This window comes from Kriegella aquimaris, from assembly GCF_900103215.1.
Lineage (GTDB): Bacteria > Bacteroidota > Bacteroidia > Flavobacteriales > Flavobacteriaceae > Kriegella > Kriegella aquimaris.
In genome coordinates this window covers 521,982-534,094 of sequence record NZ_FNGV01000002.1, presented here as the reverse complement: position 1 = coordinate 534,094, position 12,113 = coordinate 521,982, and the positions used below count along the sequence as shown (strand labels likewise).

Below are 12,113 nucleotides of genomic sequence, written 5' to 3'. Positions count from 1 at the left end.
GCTTATGATAAGGTTACTATAAAAGTTCTTTGAACAATTATTGTTGAATTCATTGGTTTGATTTTCAACTCCTATTTTATCATTCCAAGATTAATCACCTCCTGCTCGGTCAAATAGCGCCAGTGCCCTCGGGGCAAGTCCTTTTTAGTCAAGCTGGCATACACCACCCTATCCATCTTAACGACTTCATATTCCAAGGCTTTAAAAATACGACGTACAATATCGTTTCGTGTGCTTAGAATTTCCATACCTACTTGGTTTTTTGGTGCATTATCAACGAAACTGACATCAGCAACCTTAACAACTTTATCATCTACCAAAACACCTTCTTGTATTTTTTTTAAATCGGCGCTTCGCAAGGGCTTGTTCAGTTCGATATGATAGATTTTTCGCAATCCGTTTTTAGGGCTATTCAATCGCTTGGTGAGTTCCCCATCATTTGTAAATAGTAAGAGTCCCGTTGTATCTTTATTCAACTTCCCCACAGGGTTCAATGTTGATTTTGATGCCTTTGAAATCAACCCCACGGCACTTCTCCTACCATGTTCATCTCGAGTAGTAGTCACAAAATCTTTTGGTTTGTTGAGCAGCACGTATTCCTTCTTTTCTGGATTTAACAGACGTCCATCGAACCTGACCTCATCGGCCAATTTTACTTTATAGCCCATTTCGGTAATAGGCTTACCGTTTACTGTTATATTTCCTGCGGTGATATATATATCGGCATCTCTACGAGAACAAACGCCAGAATTGGCTACATACTTGTTCAATCGAATCAACCCTGAATCTTTTTGTACTTTGGGAGCAGATTGTTGCGAATCACTTTTCTTTTTTATGGGGGCATTCCCTCTGGCATAACTCTTCTTTCGAAATGTTCCACCCTGTCTTCCTGATGCCCTCTTATCTCCACCCTTCGAATCTGACCTATTCATATTAATACTTTTTCGCAAAGATACGTATCGCCATCGTATAACCTATTGACTTAAGCATTTATATGGCTGAACAACCAATTCCTACGACACACATAGTAATGTTTCAGCCATAAGGGATTACAAACCTTTGAACGGAGAAATATAAATTCGTCAAGAACGTAAAAACCTTCTATTTCGGCTCGTCAACTGTAATGAAGGTGAGTATATACTTCAATAAACGCTCTTTCTGACAGTAAGTAGTTGCCTATAAAATGCGATTGAGCACTAAATCAACATTAATCAATAATATACTGAAGACACCGACCACGATGATCAGTTTTAAGATGTTATGAAGGCCGACATAATGCATTTTCGTCTTGGCCTTCCATAACATAACCAAAAAGAAAATTAATAGAAAAATACCTCCGATAAAATAAAGGTACATATAGCCTACATCGAAATAATTAATCAATAGCAGTGACGGTAACAAAGTCAATAGAATCAATACACTGATACAGCGCTTCGAGAATCGCACACCGTATAAAACAGGAATGGTTTTGTAATTTTGGGCCAAATCTCCCGCAATATTCTCTAGGTCCTTAATCATTTCTCGCACCAAAATCAATAAAAAAAGAAACATGGCATGTACGAAAATAACCGTAGCGAAATTCTTGTAGTAAACAAATACAGCAAAAAATGGGGCAATAGCTAAAATTGCCGACACAAAATTGCCGATGAAAGCTATTCTTTTTAGCTTATGGGAATACAACCAAATTCCAAATATATATATTGAAAAAAACAATACAGCCCTAAAGGAAACATAGCTCGCCGCAAAGGCAGCCAAAAAATTTAGTACAAAATACGTTGAGAGCTTAAAGCGCTGGCTCACCAACCTATCCAACATGCTTTTTGTGGGTTTATTGATCAGATCTTTCTCCGCATCATAAAAATTATTAATGATATACCCCCCGGCGATAACCAAGGCCGATGCGAGCACGATAGCAAATAAATTGAAATCAAAAATGACTTTTCGCAATGGAAGGTCAGGAGCCAAAATATAAATTGACGCCAAGTATTGCGCCACAACGACCATTAAAATATTGTACCCCCGAACCACAGAAAACAGACTCAAGAACTTTAAAAGCAAGAGTTTGTTTTTTCTACTGAACATTATAGGAATATGGATACTGACTAAAAGTTATATACGACTTCTAAATTGTAATCTTTCAATGCTTTTTTTGCCTTGTCGATATCTTCGGTAAAACCTAAAATATAACCGCCGCCGCCAGATCCACAAAGTTTTAGGTAGTAGTCATTTGATTCGATACCATGTTTCCAAAGTTGATGGAACTTTACCGGAATCATAGGTTTGAAATTATCCAAGACCACATGTGATAGCTGTTTTAAGTTACCAAAAAGTGACTTGACATTACCGTTTACAAAATCTTCAACACAGGCATCGGTGTGTTTGATGAACTGGTTTTTCAACATATTACGAAAACCTTCATGTTTCATTTTCTCCATGAACAATTGTACCATGGGTGCCGTTTCGCCAGTAGAACCACTGTCTAATAAAAAGACGGCTCCTTTGCCTTCACTGTTTTGTGAAGGTATGCTGGTAGATTCAATATTGTTTTTGGAATTTATAAGAATCGGTAAACTTAAATAACTGTTCAAAGGATCAAGCCCTGAAGATTTTCCATGAAAGAAAGACTCCATTTTCCCGAAAATCAATTTTAGTTTCAAAAGCTTTTCGCGGGTAAGATTTTCTAAAATGGTGATTTTATCTTCCGCATATTTATCATAAATCGCGGCGACCAAAGCCCCACTGCTTCCTACCCCATAACCTTGGGGAATGGAACTATCAAAGTACATTCCACCTTCAACATCATCACGCAGCGTTTCAAAATCAAAAGCGACCAGTTTGGGGTTCTCATCATGTATCTTTTCTAGATAAGTCACAAACTTGCGTAAGTGCCCATTGGATTCAATGGCAGTTTTAGACGGATTCTCATCTGTCTTTAAAGCTCCTTTGAAAAAATTATAGGGAATGGATAATCCTTTAGAATCTTTGATGATGCCGTATTCTCCAAAAAGGAGAATTTTAGAATAAAACAGGGGTCCTTTCATGATTTATAGTTGATTCGGGAAATTGGTATAACGCTGGTTTGACACTATTATGACAAATAAGTTACATTTTTTTTGCCCCAAATCCAATTTTGTCGCAAAGATACTGCTGGTTTTCACAATATGCAACTAGTTCGTTTTTAATAAATTGAAGCGTTATGTCCCGTTCAGATTCAGGGTACAGCACATGTACGTTAGCCCCGGCATCTAAGGTAAAACAGACATGGGTTTTATTTGCCTCACGGAAAGCCCATATTTTATTGATGATTTCCAATGTATTGGGCTTCATCAAAATAAAATAAGGGTGACTTGTCATCATCATGGCGTGCAGTGTAAGCGCCTCACTTTCGACAATAGCAATAAATCGTTCCAAATTCCCGTCTGCGAATACTTGTTGCAGTTCCGAAAGGTTTTTATGGGCTTGCTCGAAGCGCTGCCCTGCAAAAGGATGGTTATGCATCAGGTCATGACCAACCGTACTGCTGACTTGTTTTTGTCCCTTATCAACTAAAAGAATGGTATCTTGATAGTTCTCAAAAACCTTGTGCACCTTATAGGGATACTTGATTCCAAACAAATCAGAACTTCCTTCCGTATCATCGTGATTTCCCCACTGAACGATAGGCCCTTCAATACTGCGGCAAGCACTGCCTGATCCCAATCGCGCCAAAAAAGAAGCCTTTTGGTTGAAAAAGTCGATTTTCATTTTTGGATTCAATTCTCGTTCAACCTCCATCAGGCAAAGCGCCAATGCCGACATTCCCGATGCCGAAGAAGCAATACCACTGCTGTGAGGAAATGAATTCGAGGTCTCTATTGTAAAATGATAATCTCTTAAAAAAGGAAGGTATTTTTCTACCCTTGAGAAAAAGGTTTTTATTTTGGGTTCAAAATCCTTTTTAGGCTTTCCCTCAAAAACGAGTTCGAAAGAAAAATGACCCTTACTTTGTGCAAGCTTGGTATAGACAACCGAAGTAGTCGTAGCAGCATTATCCAAGGTAAAACTAATCGAAGGGTTGGCAGGAATCTGATTTTTCTTCTTGCCCCAGTATTTGACCAACGCAATATTGCTTGGTGCTCTCCAAGCTATCTCCCCACTCGTTACCTTCTGAGAATACCCCGAAGGAATAAAGTCTTTTTCTGTCATCGTCAACATAATTTGGGCAAAGATAGTTTTTAAGCGCTTTTGCCTCTGCGGTAATTAAAATAAATCGCTACTTTAGACACACACTCGTTACATTTTGAAAAAAAAGCTATTCTATATCAGCATTGCCGTCATCGTTTGTTTGGTGATTGGGTTTCTGTCAAGTTTTGCAGTACATGGCGCAGTAAATGACTGGTATGCAGCTCTTAATAAACCCAGTTATAACCCGCCTAACTGGATTTTTGCCCCCGTATGGATAACTTTATACGTCATGATGGGAGTTGCCGCCGGGATTGTTTGGGCGAGAGGTTTTTACCATATTTGGGTTAAAACGGCCTTATACCATTTTGGCTTCCAATTACTGCTTAATGCCGCGTGGAGTATCGTATTCTTTGGCTTTGAAGCACCTTTTTTGGCCTTGCTGGTCATTATCATGTTGCTGATTCTTATTCTTCTTACGATACGCTGGTTCAAGGTAATAAACAACACAGCAGCTTATCTGTTAGTCCCCTATTTTTTCTGGGTTTGTTTTGCAATGGTGCTCAACTACAAAATTTGGGCATTGAATTAAATCAATTGCTTTAATCAGAAAGAGAAAAGCACCCTTTGCTTTACGCATAGTATTCTGATACTATGTTTCCCAATGTTCTGCAACTATTTCTAGACCATGGTCTGAGACCATTTCAACGATTTCTTGCTTTGCGTTCTTATCAATCGGCAAATCTGTTTCTATCCCCACATAACCGGCGTTCTTTGCGTTCTTTGGCGTCTTCAAAAAATCGTTCAAATTTAAATGGGCACTGCCCCATATTGGGGAAATAAATTTTAATACCATCAGCTACGTTTCTTTCTTACACCGGTATGGTCCATGCCTTGTGCTCTTTCCAAAGCAATCATTTTTTTTGGGCGGAAATTTAATATCAAGGCTCTTCTTTGACTTGTGGTACTGTTCCCCTTACTGAAATGCAATGTAAATCCGTCATGAAAAGTACAACCTCCAATCTCTAAGGGTACTGCTACAGCGTTCGATGTCTCCACATTACAATACAGTGCACCTCCGTTAGGCAAATTTCGGTGTTCTAAAACCTTTTGGTCTGTTACAGGTAAAAACCACATACAGCCATTCTCTTCATATACTTTGTCAAGAGCTATCCAACAACTCACGGCTCTCTTGTCGGGCAAATTGATCCAATAAGCTGCATCTTGATGCCAAGGTGTCGGTGTATTCGTATGGGGAGCTTTGTTAATCAACATATCAAAGTCGAGTTCCATATCATCTCCCAAAATATTCTTTACCAAATTCAGCGCTTTTTTGTACGCACTATGTGTCAACAATTGTTTCTCAATCAAACTGGGACGCATAATCTGCGTAATTCGCTCGACCCTATTTTCATCGGTGCCGCCAGCCAGATCGCTTCTTAAATGCAATGTTCTTTGCTTGTCACTTAATAAAGCATCGTAAATCGATCTAAGTTCCTTGGCCTCATCAGAAGAAAGAAAAGCTTCGAGTTTTGTATACCCTTGTTCGCAAAACTGTTTTTTTAATTCGTTCATAACCCAATTATAACTTTTAAAGCTACAAAGTTGAAAATAATCAATACACTTGTCTACTAAAATTAAACTACCTTACTTTTTTGTACAAAATGAACAAAACCAATCGGATAGTTTACTACTTGCCCGACTACGGTATAACCCGTGGTCTCGATTTCGGTTACTACCGCTACACCTCTGTACAGCCCAAACTGGAAACACATGTGCACCAGAATAGTACTGAACTGTGTTTTTGTATCAAAGGAAAGCAACATTATTTAGTTGACGACAAACTATATCAATTGAGCGGGAACGATATTCTCATAGTGCCCTCGAATACAAATCATGGCACCGGGGATTTTCCGGAGGATAAAGGAGAACTTTTTTGGCTTCAAATTAATTTAGACAACAGTAGTGAGGCCCTTTGCAACTTGACTTACGATCAATCCAACATTTTAATGAAGCAACTCTTAAAAACCACGGGAGTGATAATCAAAGGAGCCCTGCACGTTAAGGTATATCTAGAAAAGTTAATGGGGCAATTGGATGACTTCACTACGGTCATGAACCAGATTAAAGCAAATCACCTTGTTCTTCAAATTTTGCTTACTACAATTGAGTTGAGTGAGAAAAGTCAATCTACTTTTAGAAGTAAAAGATTTGCCCTCATAGATGAGTACATTTATAAGAATATGCATCGAATAATTTATGTGGATGAGCTTGCGGCAATCCTTAAGATTTCAACCGGGTATTTTAAGACTTGGTTTCGAACAAAGGCAGGTATTACCCCGAAAGAATATGTCAACCGAATTAAAATAGAACATTCTAAAGCCCTGCTCTTAAATAGACCTACCATAACGGAAGTGGCTTTTGAATTGGGTTTTAGTTCATCGCAATACTTTGCTACAACGTTCAAAAAGTACACGGGTCTAACTCCAAAATCTTATATAGGATCAAGACACTAAGATTTGCAATAGAAATTGTATTCTATATCGAAGTACGTCGTGGGACATGGACAGCCATTTCTCCAGCCCCCTAAACTTGAGACATTTCTAAAAGCTTGGTCATCGTTCGATAGTTTCTAGTGGTCGCCGCCACTTTTAATTTTCTTTCGAAAAAATTATTGTCGCATTTGGCCTTGCCGTAGCCCTTGTCACAACATAAATAAACACAATTATCAGTGATGCTGAATTTCTCGTTGGCGAAAGTCTCTTGCATTAATGCTTCGACCAAATCACTTCTAGGAACTTCCCCCAAAAGTACAAAGTAAATTCTATTGGCCTCAAGGTCTTCAGCATTGTCAAAAGGATTGTTTTCAAGGATTTCTTGAATTTCTTCCTTTGATTTTACCAAAATGGGGACATCAAAATCATATGTATTGCGTATCGCAGTGGCAATCATTTTTTCTAAAACACCGAGGGTCTTTTCATTGCTCTTCAAAACAACATTACCACTTTGAATATAGGTCACTACATCTTCAAAGCCAATCTGCGTCAACAATTGACGCAAATCGTCCATTTTTATTTTCTTCCTACCACCTACGTTTATGCCTCGCAATAATGTGATATATGACTTCATCATTTGAGTTCTTCCCGATTTAAAATTAAAAATAAGGGTATCTATCAAGTTGACCTAAAATTCCTTTGATTTCGCTTTATCCTTTCTTAAATAACATTCGTTTTTATACTTTCAACATATGGACCCCTTTGAAATCAAATATAATGGAGCTCTACGCAATCTTACTTTATTTATGTCTCTTCATTTCTTGTAAAAGTGAAAATGATAGTGAACAAAAAGAATCGATAGATGAATATGAACTGGTTTGGGAAGACGAGTTTGAATATTCAGGGAAACTTGACACGACCAAATGGGGTCATGAATATGGATTTCAACGAAACAAAGAACTACAATTTTATACCGATAACATAAAAAATGTACGGGTCGAAAACGGATTTCTAATCCTAGAGGCCCACAAGGAAAAAATTAAAAACCCTTTATTCAAAAATGTAGAATCAGAAAAATGGCAAGAGAACCAAGAATTCGCAAATTACAGTTCAGCAAGTATAACCACTGAAAACTTGGCGAATTGGACTTATGGTAAAATTGAAGTTAAGGCAAAACTGCCAAAAGGCGTTGGTGTTTGGCCCGCCATTTGGATGTTGGGCAAAAACTGTAAAGATATTGGCTGGCCAGAATGTGGTGAAATTGATATCATGGAACATGTGGGCTTTAATAAAGATTCCATCTTTGGTACGGTTCATACCAAAGCTTTTAATCATACCATAGGAACGGAAGTGGGAAAACCAGTTTTCATAGCAAATCCCTATGTTGATTTTCACACGTATGCCATTGAATGGACCTCTGAAAATATTGATTTTATTGTCGATGGCAAAGTTTACCATAATTTTCAAAACACAAACAAAACGACGGACGAATGGCCATTTGACCAACCGTTTCACCTAAAATTGAACATAGCCATCGGCGGGTCATGGGGAGGTCAGCAAGGTATCGATGATTACATTTTTCCACAGCAAATGGTTGTAGACTACGTACGGGTATATCAAAAAAAATAGTAGAATTCTTTGCGCTAATTATTTAACGCTCTTCAGCTATGGCCTTGGCAGCAATATAGCCTCCGGTCCAGGCATTTTGAAAATTGAAGCCACCCGTAATGGCATCCACATTAATCACCTCTCCCGCAAAATATAGACCTGGCAGTATTTTACTTTCGTAAGTCTTAAAATTGACTTCCTTTAAATCGACACCCCCTGCGGTAACAAATTCTTCCTTGAAGGTACTTTTACCGTCGACCTTGAACTTACAGTCGGTTAACTGGCCCGCCAATTGCTGTAGTTTCTCTTTAGGTACATCGGCCCATTTCATATCTGAAGGAATACCGGAAGCCCGAACCAGATTGGTCCATAATCGCCTAGGCAGGTCAACCGCCTTGGTTCTTAAAATAGTTTTTTTCCGTTCTATCTCCTTTATCTCCAATAAGAGATCAAAAACTCCATTTTCATGATAATCCGGCAACCAATTCACCTTAATGAAAAATTGATAATTGCATTCGTTCAGTATGTTTGCCCCCCAGGCAGACAACTTCAATACTGCGGGTCCGCTCATACCCCAATGTGTTACCAAAAGAGGACCTTCAGACGTGAGAATAGGTTTTTCTGTAGCCAGTTCGCTTTTTAGTTTTACCGTAACTTTAGTATTGTTCCGAGGTTTTGCCAAAACATCGATTTTGGCATTGGCACTTATTCCTGGTATCCCATTAATTCGTTCGTCATCGATATTAAACGTAAACAATGAGGGTACAGGAGATACGATGGTATGCCCCAACTTTTTCAATAAGCCCCATATTTTGGGACTACTACCTGTAGCAATTAATACTTTCTTGGCTTGATAGGTACTTTTAATCGAGGTTATCTGCCACGTCTTTATTCCATTTTCAGAACAAACAGGTTCGATATTGGTCACAGCACTATGACGCATTACCTTAATACCCAGGCGATCTGCTTCGCTCAGAAAAAAATCTATTATGGTTTGTGAGGAATTGGAAACAGGAAACATTCTACCATCTTCCTCAATTTTTAGAGGAATGCCCTTCTCTTCAAAAAAGGCAACGGTATCGCCACTAAAATGGGTGTGAAATGGCCCTAATAGTTCTTTTTCGCCACGGGGATAGTTTTTGGCCAATTCATGGGGGTTAAACTCGGCATGTGTAACATTGCACCTTCCACCACCCGAAACTTTTACCTTTAAAAGCACTTCCTTTCCCTTTTCGAAAATGACAATTTTCAACTTAGGATTGGCCTCGGCAGCATGAACAGCTGCATAAAATCCTGCTGCGCCACCGCCAATGATAGCAACGTCGAACATCAATGTACCCTTTCCGGAAAATTGGTGATAATACCATCAACGCCGAAGCTTTTCATCAAAGCGATATCATCAGCTTCGTTTACCGTCCACGGATATATCTTAAAACCTTCAGCTTTCATTTGAGCTACATTCTCGGCGGTTAACCCCTTAAAAGCGGGGTTTATGGCCACTGCATTAAGTTCTTTCCCTATAGAAACAGCCTCTAGCGGATTTTTGCCAATAAGTATGGCAATCGGAATTTTACCATCAACCTTTCTCATGGTTTTAAGTTCATCCCATTTAAAACTTGAAATCACAAAACCATCAAGGTTCCATCCTTTCGAGGTGCAATATTCTTGTACAATTTGGTTCGTCGGCTCTGCTGTGTTCGCACCTTTCAATTCTATATTAAGCATAATCTTTCCATCAATAACGTCAAGCACTTGCTGCAAAGTTGGAATCTTATGTCCGCCTTCTAATGTTAATTTCTGCAAGCCTTCCCAATCATAAGCCTCTATCTTCCCCGTTCCATCTGTTAAACGATCTACTTCACCATCATGAAAGACTACGATTTCACCGCTCTGGATTTTAAATACATCGATTTCTACCATGTCTGCACCCAAATCCATTGCCTTTTGAATCGAGGCCAAGGTATTTTCTGTTTCGTGGCCCATAGCGCCCCGATGGCCTATGATTAGCGGATTATTTTTTTCCATACAGCTTGATAGTGTTACTATTGAAATGGCAATGAGAAATAACCTTTTAGTCATATATAATTTTTTAAACGGAATGATTGCGCAGCGTAGCTGCTTTTCATAGAAGCCCTTTACTTCTATGGAAGCCAAATATACTAAAATACAGTTTTGAAATTTGGTCCAATACTCAAATTTCCACAAGAGATTTGTCCCACTTTCGGAAGACACCATGATTTGATCGATAAAGGTTGCTGTGCATTTTGCATAAAACACGGCATGAACGGAGGTCATTGAATAACCCAAAGTAACATTTGCGCCTTCGAAAATGGATAAGAATAGCGAGGTGATACCTTTATAGCTTTTTCAAATATAGAACCGAATCGCCCGTGAACGGAGCTACAAGAGCCCTAAAACTACCGCCTTTTAAAGTTTCTGTACCAATTATGGTACGATTCAATATCGGAATGAACCATTCTACCACATACTCCGCTTCAGTCTCTCTCAAATCTAATGTGGCAGTACCCTCGGGAAGGTATACCACGTACTCCTGGCCAGGATTGGCAAGACAGAACCTCGTAGAACTGAGTTCGTTTTGTGGTGTCATTTTTGCCAAATCGACACGGTTGGCCAACTGGAGAATGTAGCCCATATTCTTTCGCAAAGGTTCATAATCGGGGTGATCTGCGTCGTTTTTTGTCATTCCGCCTATGTAAAATATGTCGGGACTTCTCTTTCTATCATAGTTTCCGGCCAATGGTTCCCACGAATCCATAAAAATAGGGTTATGACCGCGGACAAAGGATTTCCAGGCCCAGCTGTAAGTGCCCCAGTGGCCTCCCAAATGATCGGTATCAAGAATAACCACTTTCTTACCAGAATTCGCTGGAGGGTCATTCTTATAATCTTCAACGAAATTGGTACCCTTGTACATCCATGAAATTGGCTCTGGAGTGGGTGATATCCAATCGGCGGGACTCTCCCATAAATCAGAATTAAACATTGGCGGACTTACAACAACCGAATGTGTCATCCCTACAGGGTGCTGTTTGGGCATTGATTTTTCTATTTCTTTTACCAAATTCACCATATGGTATTGCCATTTTTTTGTTCCACCTTCATTTAATATCTCATATAGCACATTATCAAGATCGTTTACGGTTTCAATTACTTTTTTGACGTAGGCTTCTTGATGTTTGAGTACATCGCCATTGTTCATCGAATGCAGTGTACCCATGGCTTCATCGTCAAAACCATTGTTCCTTACTGATTTTCCTACGCCATTTATATTATTGATTGGATTGAGCGGATGATAATCCCATGGATCACTACCGGGTGTATCTAACCTGTTCTGGCTCCAACCTTGAAAAAGCATTACAGAAACATAAATGCCCATATCCCCTGCTTCTTTTATGCGAGTGCGAAGGCGTTCGAAATATTTTTCGTTCCATTGCGATACATCATAACGCTCTTTTCCTTTATTCTTCACCGTTTTGTAGGGCAATGGTGAAAAAACGACATCATCAGTCGTCCAAGAAGCTTTTCTGGCGTGTTCCCATGTCCACTGACGCATAAAATTGTGATTGTTGCCCTTCATCATTTTTAAATAGCCCTCATAATCGAAAAGAGGGGCATTCGGCATTCTACTTTCTTGAAAATTTGCCCAGGTATGCGAGCCTGTTAAATAAATAGCTTTACCCGAATTATCGGTAAAATAGCGTCCGTTTTCAGGATGTACACGTAATGGGCCATCACTGGTCTGCGCCTGCATATGAAGCCCTATTAAAACCACAGTTAGTGCCAGTAGAATATTTTTCATAGTTATTTGAAAATTTTTTAATGATTGTA

General features: G+C 39.1%; 13 protein-coding genes. 3 read left to right on the top strand and 10 right to left on the bottom strand.

Annotated elements, in window-relative coordinates:
- Positions 1-71: 71 nt before the first annotated feature.
- From BLS33_RS07370 to BLS33_RS07355, 4 genes are all read right to left on the bottom strand, one after another.
- The gene (locus BLS33_RS07370; protein WP_089886839.1) at positions 72-932 is read right to left on the bottom strand and encodes a pseudouridine synthase; all 861 of its coding nucleotides are present in this window, start codon (positions 930-932) and stop codon (positions 72-74) included.
- Between the two features lie 244 nt (positions 933-1,176).
- Positions 1,177-2,082, bottom strand: a complete 906-nt coding sequence (locus BLS33_RS07365; RefSeq protein ID WP_089886837.1) for a geranylgeranylglycerol-phosphate geranylgeranyltransferase — start codon at positions 2,080-2,082, stop codon at positions 1,177-1,179.
- A 20-nt stretch (positions 2,083-2,102) separates the two neighbouring features.
- Complete coding sequence (locus tag BLS33_RS07360) at positions 2,103-3,041, bottom strand: mevalonate kinase family protein (RefSeq protein ID WP_089886834.1); 939 nt, start codon at positions 3,039-3,041, stop codon at positions 2,103-2,105.
- 61 nt (positions 3,042-3,102) lie between these two features.
- Positions 3,103-4,185 (bottom strand): diphosphomevalonate decarboxylase, encoded by a 1,083-nt coding sequence (locus tag BLS33_RS07355; protein WP_089886830.1) that lies wholly within the window; start codon positions 4,183-4,185, stop codon positions 3,103-3,105.
- Positions 4,186-4,279: 94 nt separating this feature from the next.
- Here BLS33_RS07355 and BLS33_RS07350 point away from each other — a divergent pair, with 94 nt between their 5' ends.
- Positions 4,280-4,753: a TspO/MBR family protein gene (locus BLS33_RS07350; protein ID WP_089886828.1), complete on the top strand. Its 474-nt coding sequence runs from the start codon at positions 4,280-4,282 to the stop codon at positions 4,751-4,753.
- A 60-nt stretch (positions 4,754-4,813) separates the two neighbouring features.
- Here BLS33_RS07350 and BLS33_RS07345 read toward each other — a convergent pair whose 3' ends face one another.
- Positions 4,814-5,017, bottom strand: a complete 204-nt coding sequence (locus tag BLS33_RS07345; RefSeq protein ID WP_089886826.1) for a hypothetical protein — start codon at positions 5,015-5,017, stop codon at positions 4,814-4,816.
- The gene (locus tag BLS33_RS07340) at positions 5,017-5,736 is read right to left on the bottom strand and encodes a phytanoyl-CoA dioxygenase family protein (protein WP_089886824.1); all 720 of its coding nucleotides are present in this window, start codon (positions 5,734-5,736) and stop codon (positions 5,017-5,019) included. Before BLS33_RS07340 ends, BLS33_RS07345 begins: the two co-directional genes overlap by 1 nt.
- 89 nt (positions 5,737-5,825) lie before the next feature.
- Here BLS33_RS07340 and BLS33_RS07335 point away from each other — a divergent pair, with 89 nt between their 5' ends.
- Positions 5,826-6,677 carry an AraC family transcriptional regulator gene (locus BLS33_RS07335; RefSeq protein WP_089886823.1) on the top strand — a complete coding sequence of 284 codons (852 nt, stop codon included), beginning with the start codon at positions 5,826-5,828 and terminating at the stop codon, positions 6,675-6,677.
- Positions 6,678-6,747: 70 nt separating this feature from the next.
- On the opposite strand, the gene BLS33_RS07330 is transcribed toward BLS33_RS07335, so the two are convergent.
- Positions 6,748-7,293: a DUF1697 domain-containing protein gene (locus tag BLS33_RS07330; RefSeq protein WP_245731317.1), complete on the bottom strand. Its 546-nt coding sequence runs from the start codon at positions 7,291-7,293 to the stop codon at positions 6,748-6,750.
- A 140-nt stretch (positions 7,294-7,433) separates the two neighbouring features.
- On the opposite strand from BLS33_RS07330, the gene BLS33_RS07325 reads away from it, so the two are divergent.
- Entirely contained in the window at positions 7,434-8,285 is an 852-nt protein-coding gene (locus BLS33_RS07325) for a glycoside hydrolase family 16 protein (RefSeq protein ID WP_089886821.1), read from the top strand.
- Between the two features lie 22 nt (positions 8,286-8,307).
- On the opposite strand, the gene BLS33_RS07320 is transcribed toward BLS33_RS07325, so the two are convergent.
- From BLS33_RS07320 to BLS33_RS07310, 3 genes are all read right to left on the bottom strand, one after another.
- On the bottom strand, positions 8,308-9,594 hold the full coding sequence (locus BLS33_RS07320; RefSeq protein WP_089886820.1) for a BaiN/RdsA family NAD(P)/FAD-dependent oxidoreductase: 1,287 nt from the start codon (positions 9,592-9,594) through the stop codon (positions 8,308-8,310).
- Positions 9,594-10,343 (bottom strand): glycerophosphodiester phosphodiesterase, encoded by a 750-nt coding sequence (locus BLS33_RS07315; protein WP_245731315.1) that lies wholly within the window; start codon positions 10,341-10,343, stop codon positions 9,594-9,596. Before BLS33_RS07315 ends, BLS33_RS07320 begins: the two co-directional genes overlap by 1 nt.
- 277 nt (positions 10,344-10,620) lie before the next feature.
- Positions 10,621-12,084, bottom strand: coding sequence for a hypothetical protein (locus tag BLS33_RS07310; RefSeq protein WP_143017584.1), 1,464 nt, complete (start codon positions 12,082-12,084; stop codon positions 10,621-10,623).
- Positions 12,085-12,113: the final 29 nt, after the last annotated feature.

Excerpts from the sequence above, each read along its gene's own strand:
- BLS33_RS07325 (WP_089886821.1), top strand. The coding sequence starts at position 7,434 with ATGGAGCTCTACGCAATCTTACTTTATTTATGTCTCTTCATTTCTTGT.
- BLS33_RS07345 (WP_089886826.1), bottom strand. The coding sequence starts at position 5,017 with ATGGTATTAAAATTTATTTCCCCAATATGGGGCAGTGCCCATTTAAAT.
- BLS33_RS07335 (WP_089886823.1), top strand. The coding sequence starts at position 5,826 with ATGAACAAAACCAATCGGATAGTTTACTACTTGCCCGACTACGGTATA.
- BLS33_RS07320 (WP_089886820.1), bottom strand. The coding sequence starts at position 9,594 with ATGTTCGACGTTGCTATCATTGGCGGTGGCGCAGCAGGATTTTATGCA.
- BLS33_RS07340 (WP_089886824.1), bottom strand. The coding sequence starts at position 5,736 with ATGAACGAATTAAAAAAACAGTTTTGCGAACAAGGGTATACAAAACTC.
- BLS33_RS07310 (WP_143017584.1), bottom strand. The coding sequence starts at position 12,084 with ATGAAAAATATTCTACTGGCACTAACTGTGGTTTTAATAGGGCTTCAT.
- BLS33_RS07360 (WP_089886834.1), bottom strand. The coding sequence starts at position 3,041 with ATGAAAGGACCCCTGTTTTATTCTAAAATTCTCCTTTTTGGAGAATAC.
- BLS33_RS07365 (WP_089886837.1), bottom strand. The coding sequence starts at position 2,082 with ATGTTCAGTAGAAAAAACAAACTCTTGCTTTTAAAGTTCTTGAGTCTG.
- BLS33_RS07355 (WP_089886830.1), bottom strand. The coding sequence starts at position 4,185 with ATGACAGAAAAAGACTTTATTCCTTCGGGGTATTCTCAGAAGGTAACG.
- BLS33_RS07315 (WP_245731315.1), bottom strand. The coding sequence starts at position 10,343 with ATGACTAAAAGGTTATTTCTCATTGCCATTTCAATAGTAACACTATCA.
- BLS33_RS07370 (WP_089886839.1), bottom strand. The coding sequence starts at position 932 with ATGAATAGGTCAGATTCGAAGGGTGGAGATAAGAGGGCATCAGGAAGA.
- BLS33_RS07330 (WP_245731317.1), bottom strand. The coding sequence starts at position 7,293 with ATGATGAAGTCATATATCACATTATTGCGAGGCATAAACGTAGGTGGT.